The sequence below is a fragment of the Streptomyces aureus genome (assembly GCF_001418135.1).
In the GTDB taxonomy this organism is placed as follows: domain Bacteria; phylum Actinomycetota; class Actinomycetes; order Streptomycetales; family Streptomycetaceae; genus Streptomyces; species Streptomyces aureus_A.
The window spans coordinates 1-6,316 of the sequence record NZ_LIPQ01000222.1 but is presented as its reverse complement, the minus strand read 5'-3'; the positions used below and the strand labels follow the sequence as shown (position 1 = coordinate 6,316).

The 6,316-nt window shown below is 72.3% G+C and carries 6 protein-coding genes; 2 read left to right on the top strand and 4 right to left on the bottom strand.

Features of this window, described 5'->3' with window-relative positions:
- Both AOK00_RS19255 and AOK00_RS19250 read left to right on the top strand, forming a co-directional pair.
- Positions 1-961 (top strand): CaiB/BaiF CoA transferase family protein (locus tag AOK00_RS19255; protein WP_055601541.1); only part of this gene is annotated, 961 nt, incomplete at its 5' end.
- Positions 962-966: 5 nt separating this feature from the next.
- Positions 967-1,812, top strand: coding sequence for an HpcH/HpaI aldolase/citrate lyase family protein (locus tag AOK00_RS19250; protein WP_055601542.1), 846 nt, complete (start codon positions 967-969; stop codon positions 1,810-1,812).
- Positions 1,813-1,913: 101 nt separating this feature from the next.
- On the opposite strand, the gene lgt is transcribed toward AOK00_RS19250, so the two are convergent.
- The 4 genes from lgt to trpB form a co-directional block, all read right to left on the bottom strand.
- Positions 1,914-2,918 carry a prolipoprotein diacylglyceryl transferase gene (gene lgt / locus AOK00_RS19245; protein ID WP_055601540.1) on the bottom strand — a complete coding sequence of 335 codons (1,005 nt, stop codon included), beginning with the start codon at positions 2,916-2,918 and terminating at the stop codon, positions 1,914-1,916.
- 87 nt (positions 2,919-3,005) lie between these two features.
- Entirely contained in the window at positions 3,006-3,863 is an 858-nt protein-coding gene (locus tag AOK00_RS19240) for a DsbA family protein (RefSeq protein WP_055601539.1), read from the bottom strand.
- 63 nt (positions 3,864-3,926) lie between these two features.
- Positions 3,927-4,745 (bottom strand): tryptophan synthase subunit alpha, encoded by an 819-nt coding sequence (trpA, locus tag AOK00_RS19235; RefSeq protein ID WP_055601538.1) that lies wholly within the window; start codon positions 4,743-4,745, stop codon positions 3,927-3,929.
- A complete protein-coding gene (gene trpB, locus AOK00_RS19230) occupies positions 4,742-6,025 on the bottom strand; it encodes a tryptophan synthase subunit beta (protein WP_055601537.1) in 1,284 nt (427 codons plus the stop codon). Before trpB ends, trpA begins: the two co-directional genes overlap by 4 nt.
- Positions 6,026-6,316: the final 291 nt, after the last annotated feature.

The following is a 6,316-nucleotide window of genomic DNA, read 5'->3' as shown; positions in this document are numbered from 1 at the left end:
CGGCGGCGAGCGCGAGAAGGGTGTCACGGCCGCCGACGCCGACGTGATCGTGGAGAACTTCCGCCCCGGCACCCTGGAACGCTGGGGTCTGGGCTGGGAGGAGCTCTCCACCGTCAACCCGCGTCTGGTCCTCGCCCGGGTCACCGGCTTCGGCCAGTTCGGCCCGTACGCCCACCGCCCCGGTTTCGGCACCCTCGCCGAGGCGATGAGCGGTTTCGCCGCCATCACCGGCGAACCCGAGGGCCCGCCCACCCTGCCCCCCTTCGGCCTGGCCGACTCGATCGCCGCCCTGGCCACGGCGTACGCGGTGATGACCGCGCTCACCGCGAGGACCACGACCGGGCGCGGCCAGGTCGTCGACATGGCGATCATCGAACCGATGCTCTCGGTCATCGGACCCCACCCCCTCTGGTACGACCAGCTCGGCTATGTCCAGCCCCGCACGGGCAACCGCTCCCGCAACAACGCCCCCCGCAACACGTACCGCACCTCGGACGACTCCTGGGTCGCCGTCTCCACCTCCGCCCAGTCCATCGCCGAACGCGTCATGGTCCTGGTCGGCCGCCCCGATCTGATCGACGAGCCGTGGTTCGCCGACGGCACGGGCCGGGCCGAGCACGCGGACGTCCTGGACGAGGCGGTCGGCTCGTGGATCGCCCGCCACACCCGGGACGAGGCGATGGCGGCGTTCGAGAAGGCCGAGGCGGCGATCGCCCCGGTCTACGACATCCGGGACGTCGTCGCCGACCCCCAGTACCAGGCGCTCGGCACCGTCACGGAGGTGCAGGACCCCGAACTCGGACCGATCAAGATGCAGAACGTCCTCTTCCGCCTCTCCGAGACGCCCGGAGCCATCCGCTGGCCCGGCCGCCCCCACGGCGCCGACACCACCGCCGTCCTCTCCGAACTCGGCCTCACCCCCGCCGAGATCGGCAGCCTCCGCGAGCAGGGAGCGGTATGAGCGACATGAGCGAGACCCCGACCCGCGCGAACGGCACGACGCGCCGCCCGCCCTCCGCGCCCGCTGTCACCTGGCTGTACGCCCCCGGCGACCGTCCCGAGGTGGTCCGCAAGGCTCTGGCCTCCGGCGCCGACGTCGTCATCGTCGATCTGGAGGACGCGGTCGCCCCGCACCGCAAGGCGTACGCCCTCGACGCCACGGCCGATCTGCTCGCGGACCCGCACCCCGTCCCGGTCCACGTCCGCGTCCACACCCCGCGCGACATCCCCACCCTGGCCCTCCTCCCCGGCCTCCACGGTCTTCGTGTTCCCAAGGTGACACACGCCACTGACATCCACCGGCTCGTCGAGCTCGCCCCGGGTCTCCCGCTCTACCCGCTCCTGGAGAACGCCCTCGCCGTGGAGCACGCGTACGCCATCGCGACCGCCCACCCCGCCGTCCGCGGCATCGCGCTCGGCGAGGCCGATCTCCGCGCGGACCTGGGCGTGCGGGAGGACTGCGGCCTGGACTGGTCGCGCGGCCGGGTGGTGATCGCGGCCCGCGCGGCCGCCCTCCCGCCCCCGGCCCAGTCGGTCCATCCCGACATCTGCGACCTGGACGCGCTGGCCGCGGGCTGCGCCCGGGGCCGGGCCATGGGCTTCTTCGGCCGGGCGGCCATCCACCCCCGCCAGCTCCCGGTCATCGAGCGCGCCTATCTCCCCACCCCGGAGGAGGTCGACGCGGCGCGGGAGGTCGTCGAGGCCGCCGGCCCCGAGCGAGGCGCCCTCGCCCTCCCGGACGGGCGCTTCGTGGACGCGGCGGTGGTGGCGGGTGCCCACCGCACCCTCGCCCTCGCGGCCCGGACGGCCTGACTCCGGTCCCCGGGCACGAGCCCGCCTCCCGGACCCGGGCATGCGGAAGGGCCGCCGGGACCTCTCGGTCCCGACGGCCCTTTCGACCGACTGGAGGGGGATCAGCTCTTGGCGGCGGACCCGGCGCCGTTGTCGGCCCCGTGCTCCACGTCCCCGTCGGAGCCGCCGGAGTCCTCGGCGTCCTTCCCGGTGCCCGGGAGGGTGTCCGTGACGGCGCCCTCGGCAGCGTCCTCGGGCTCCGCGTCCTCACCGTCCGCCGTCGTCCCGGCCGCCTTGTCCGCGGCCTCCTTCGCGGCCTTCGGCTCGACGATCTCCTCGCGGCCCGGGCGGATCCGCGCCGAGATCACCATGTAGACCACGGCGAGCACGAACACGCCGATCGCGGTCCACACGTTGAGGCGCAGGCCGAGGATGTGGTGGGCCTCGTCGACACGCATGTACTCGATCCAGGCCCGGCCCACGCAGTACGCGGCGACGTACAGCGCGAAGGCGCGCCCGTGGCCGAGCTTGAAGCGGCGGTCGGCCCAGATGACGAGGACGGCGACACCGATGCACCAGAGCGACTCGTACAGGAAGGTCGGGTGGTAGAGCCCGGCCTCACGGTTCGCGCTCTCGGTGATCTCCAGGGCCCAGGGAAGCTCGGTCGGCTTGCCGTACAGCTCCTGGTTGAACCAGTTGCCCCAGCGGCCGATGGCCTGGGCGAACGCGATTCCGGGAGCGATGGCGTCGGCGTACGCGGGGAGCGGGATGCCCCGCCGACGGCAGCCGATCCAGGCACCCACCGCGCCGAGCGCGATGGCGCCCCAGATACCGAGGCCGCCCTCCCAGATCTTGAAGGCGTCGACCCAGTTCTCACCCTCGCTGAAGTACAGCTGGTAGTCGGTGATCACGTGGTAGAGGCGTCCGCCGACGAGGCCGAAGGGCACCGCCCAGACGGCGATGTCGGCCACGGTGCCGGCGGTGCCGCCCCGGGCGATCCACCGCTTGTTGCCGTACCAGACGGCGACGAAGACACCGATGATGATGCAGAAGGCATAGCCGCGCAGCGGGATCGGTCCGAGGTTGATCACGCCGGTCGACGGGCTGGGAATGTAGGCAAGGTCCATGGCAGGACCGACGCTACCCTGCCGGGCGGGCGGGACGGCAGCCCACCCGGCAACGTATGGGTAACTAACCCGGGGCGGAAACGGGGCTCAGCCCGCCGAGGGAGAGCCCGGGGAGGCCGCCGGGGCCGTCGTCGGAGCGGCCGTACCCGGCTTCTTGCCCTTGTTGGCCTCGGCGACCCACTTCTTCAGGTTGTCCGGGGAGATCTGCTCGTTCCCCTTCTGCGGGAAGATCGATTCTCCGTTGAGCAGGACGGACGGCGTGCCGCGGAAGCCGCCGTTCTGGAAGGCCTCGTTCGACTTGGCCACCCAGGTGTCGTGCGTCCCGTCGTTCACACAGCTGCGGAAGGCGGGCGTGTCGAGCCCCGGCACCTTCGCCGCCAGCTCGATCAGCTTGTCGTTGTCGCCGAAGGCGTCGTCCGTCTCCGGCGGCTGGTTGATGTAGAGCGTGTCGTGGTACGCGGTGAACCTCCCCGCGTCCTGGGCGCACGCGGCGGCGTTCGCCGCGCGCAGGGAGCCGCTGCCGCCCATGTTCCCGTCGATGAGGGTGGCGAGGTGGTACTCGGTCCTGAGCGCGCCCGCGGCCTCCAGCTCGTGGATGGTGTCCCGGAACGCGTTCTCGAACTGGGCGCACGCCGGGCAGCGGAAGTCCTCCCAGATCGCCAGCGTGGACGGGGCGTCCGACTTCCCGGTGGGAATGGCGGGCTTGCCGTCCTCCTCGGTCGCTCCCGTGGGCGCGACGACCGGGCCCGCCTTGTCGGATCCACTGTCCTTGTCGCCGCCCGCGGCGATCACACCGACGACCGCGGCGAGCCCGAGGACGCCGACCACCGCCGCCGACACGATCAGGACCCGCCGCTGCTTCTCGCGGGCCTTCTCGCGCTCGCGCTGCTGCTGGAGACGCTCCCGCGCACTCCGATTACCGTCACCACTGTTCTTCTGGCTCACGCCTCGGAAACGAACCGGGGAGGCACGTGCGTGCCTCCCCGGTCGCAGATCCACCCGGATGGGTTACGAAACGCGCCGTACGCCCTCGGCGAGTTCGGCCGCCAGTTCCCTTACGGCGGCGAGTCCCGCGGTCTCGTCCCCGTCGGCGTCGAGGATCCGCTTCACGAACGCGGAGCCGACGATGACGCCGTCGGCGAAGACGGCGACCTCCTTGGCCTGGGTGGCGTTGGAGACGCCGAGGCCGACGCAGACCGGCAGCTCGGAGGTGGCGCGGGTACGGCGGACCAGGTCGGCCGCCTGCTCGCCGACCGACTCGCGGGTGCCGGTGACACCCATGAGGGACGCCGCGTAGACGAAGCCGGAACCGGCCGCCGTGATGGTGGCGAGGCGCTCGTCCTTGCTGCTGGGCGCGACGACGAAGACGGTCGCGAGACCGTGCTTGTCGGCGTTCTCGCGCCAGACCTCGGACTCCTGGACCGGCAGGTCGGGCAGGATGCAGCCCGCGCCGCCGGCCGCGGCGAGCTCCTCGGTGAAGCGCTCGACGCCGTACCGGTCGATCGGGTTCCAGTACGTCATGACGAGGACCGGCTTGCCGGTGGCCTCGTGGGCCTCCTTGACCGTCCGCATGACGTCGGCGATCTTGACGCCGCCGCGCAGGGCGATGTCGTCGGCGGTCTGGATGACCGGCCCGTCGAGGACCGGGTCGCTGTGCGGGAGGCCGACCTCGACCACGTCCGCGCCGCCGTCGAAGACGGCCTTGATCGCCGCGATGCCGCCGTCGACGGTCGGGAAGCCGGCCGGCAGGTACGCGATGAGCGCGGCCCGGTTCTCCGCCTTCGCCTTGGCGAGGGTGTCGCTGAGCAGCTGGATGTTGCCGGTCACTTGGCGTCCCCCTCGATCTCCGCGGTGTTACCGGCGTCCGCGGCGACCTCGGCGTCGGTGTCGTACAGGCCGAAGTAGCGGGCGGCCGTGTCCATGTCCTTGTCGCCGCGCCCGGAGAGGTTCACCAGGAGCAGGGCGTCCTTGCCGAGCTCCTTGCCGACCTCCAGGGCCCCGGCGAGGGCGTGCGCCGACTCGATCGCCGGGATGATCCCCTCGGTACGGGAGAGCAGCCGCAGCGCCTGCATGGCGGCGTCGTCGGTGACGGCGCGGTACTCGCCGCGCCCGCTGTCCTTCAGGTACGCGTGCTCCGGGCCGATGCCCGGGTAGTCGAGGCCCGCCGAGATCGAGTACGGCTCGGTGATCTGGCCCTCCTCGTCCTGGAGGACGTACGACCGCGAACCGTGCAGGATGCCGGGCTCGCCCGCGGTGAGGGTGGCCGCGTGCTCGCCGGTCTCGACACCGTGGCCGGCCGGCTCGCAGCCGATCAGCCGGACGTCCGCGTCGGGGACGAAGGCGTGGAAGAGACCGATGGCGTTCGAGCCGCCGCCGACGCAGGCGATCGCCGCGTCGGGGAGGCGGCCGGCGCGCTCCAGGATCTGGCGGCGGGCCTCGACGCCGATGACGCGGTGGAAGTCGCGGACCATGGCGGGGAAGGGGTGCGGGCCCGCCACGGTGCCGAACAGGTAGTGCGTCCGGTCCACGTTGGCGACCCAGTCGCGGAACGCCTCGTTGATGGCGTCCTTGAGGGTACGGCTGCCGGACTTCACGGCCACGACCTCGGCGCCGAGCATCCGCATCCGGGCCACGTTGAGGGCCTGGCGCTGGGTGTCGACCTCGCCCATGTAGATGGTGCAGTCGAGGCCGAAGAGAGCGCAGGCGGTGGCGGTGGCCACGCCGTGCTGACCGGCGCCGGTCTCGGCGATGACGCGGGTCTTGCCCATGCGCTTGGTGAGCAGGGCCTGACCGAGCACGTTGTTGATCTTGTGCGAGCCGGTGTGGTTCAGGTCCTCGCGCTTGAGGAAGATCCGGGCGCCGCCGGCGTGCTCGGCGAACCGGGGCACCTCGGTGAGGGCGCTCGGGCGGCCCGTGTAGTTGACCATCAGGTCGTTGAGCTCGCGGGCGAACTCCGGGTCGGTCTTGGCCTTGTCGTACTCGACGGCGACCTCGTCGACGGCGGCGACGAGGGCCTCGGGGATGAACTTGCCGCCGTAGGCACCGAAGTAGCCCTCGGGGGTGGGGACCTGACCCTCCGGGTCTGGAATGAAGAACTCGCTGGACATGCGGATGCTCCTCGCGGGGCGGGTGCCCCGTGTCTTTACGTGCGGTCGATGGTCACGGTATGCGCACGACCCACTCACGTCCGCCAACGCCATGGCCGGGGCTCACGCCCGTGGCGACCCGTGTGCCCGGGGCCCGCCCACACCGTGGGCTTCGGCCGCCGCCGACGTTGGGGGCGGGTGGGCACAACGGACGGCGCCCTTCGCCGGGCCCGGGCTTCCGCGCCTGGACCCGCACCCCGGTGCGCGGGGCACTGTGGGTGCGGGTGTCAGGGCACAAGGGGCGGAGGCGCC

Bases quoted from the DNA above. Each gene is read 5' to 3' on its own strand.
- lgt (WP_055601540.1), bottom strand. From the start codon at position 2,918: ATGGACCTTGCCTACATTCCCAGCCCGTCGACCGGCGTGATCAACCTC.
- trpB (WP_055601537.1), bottom strand. From the start codon at position 6,025: ATGTCCAGCGAGTTCTTCATTCCAGACCCGGAGGGTCAGGTCCCCACC.
- AOK00_RS19250 (WP_055601542.1), top strand. From the start codon at position 967: ATGAGCGAGACCCCGACCCGCGCGAACGGCACGACGCGCCGCCCGCCC.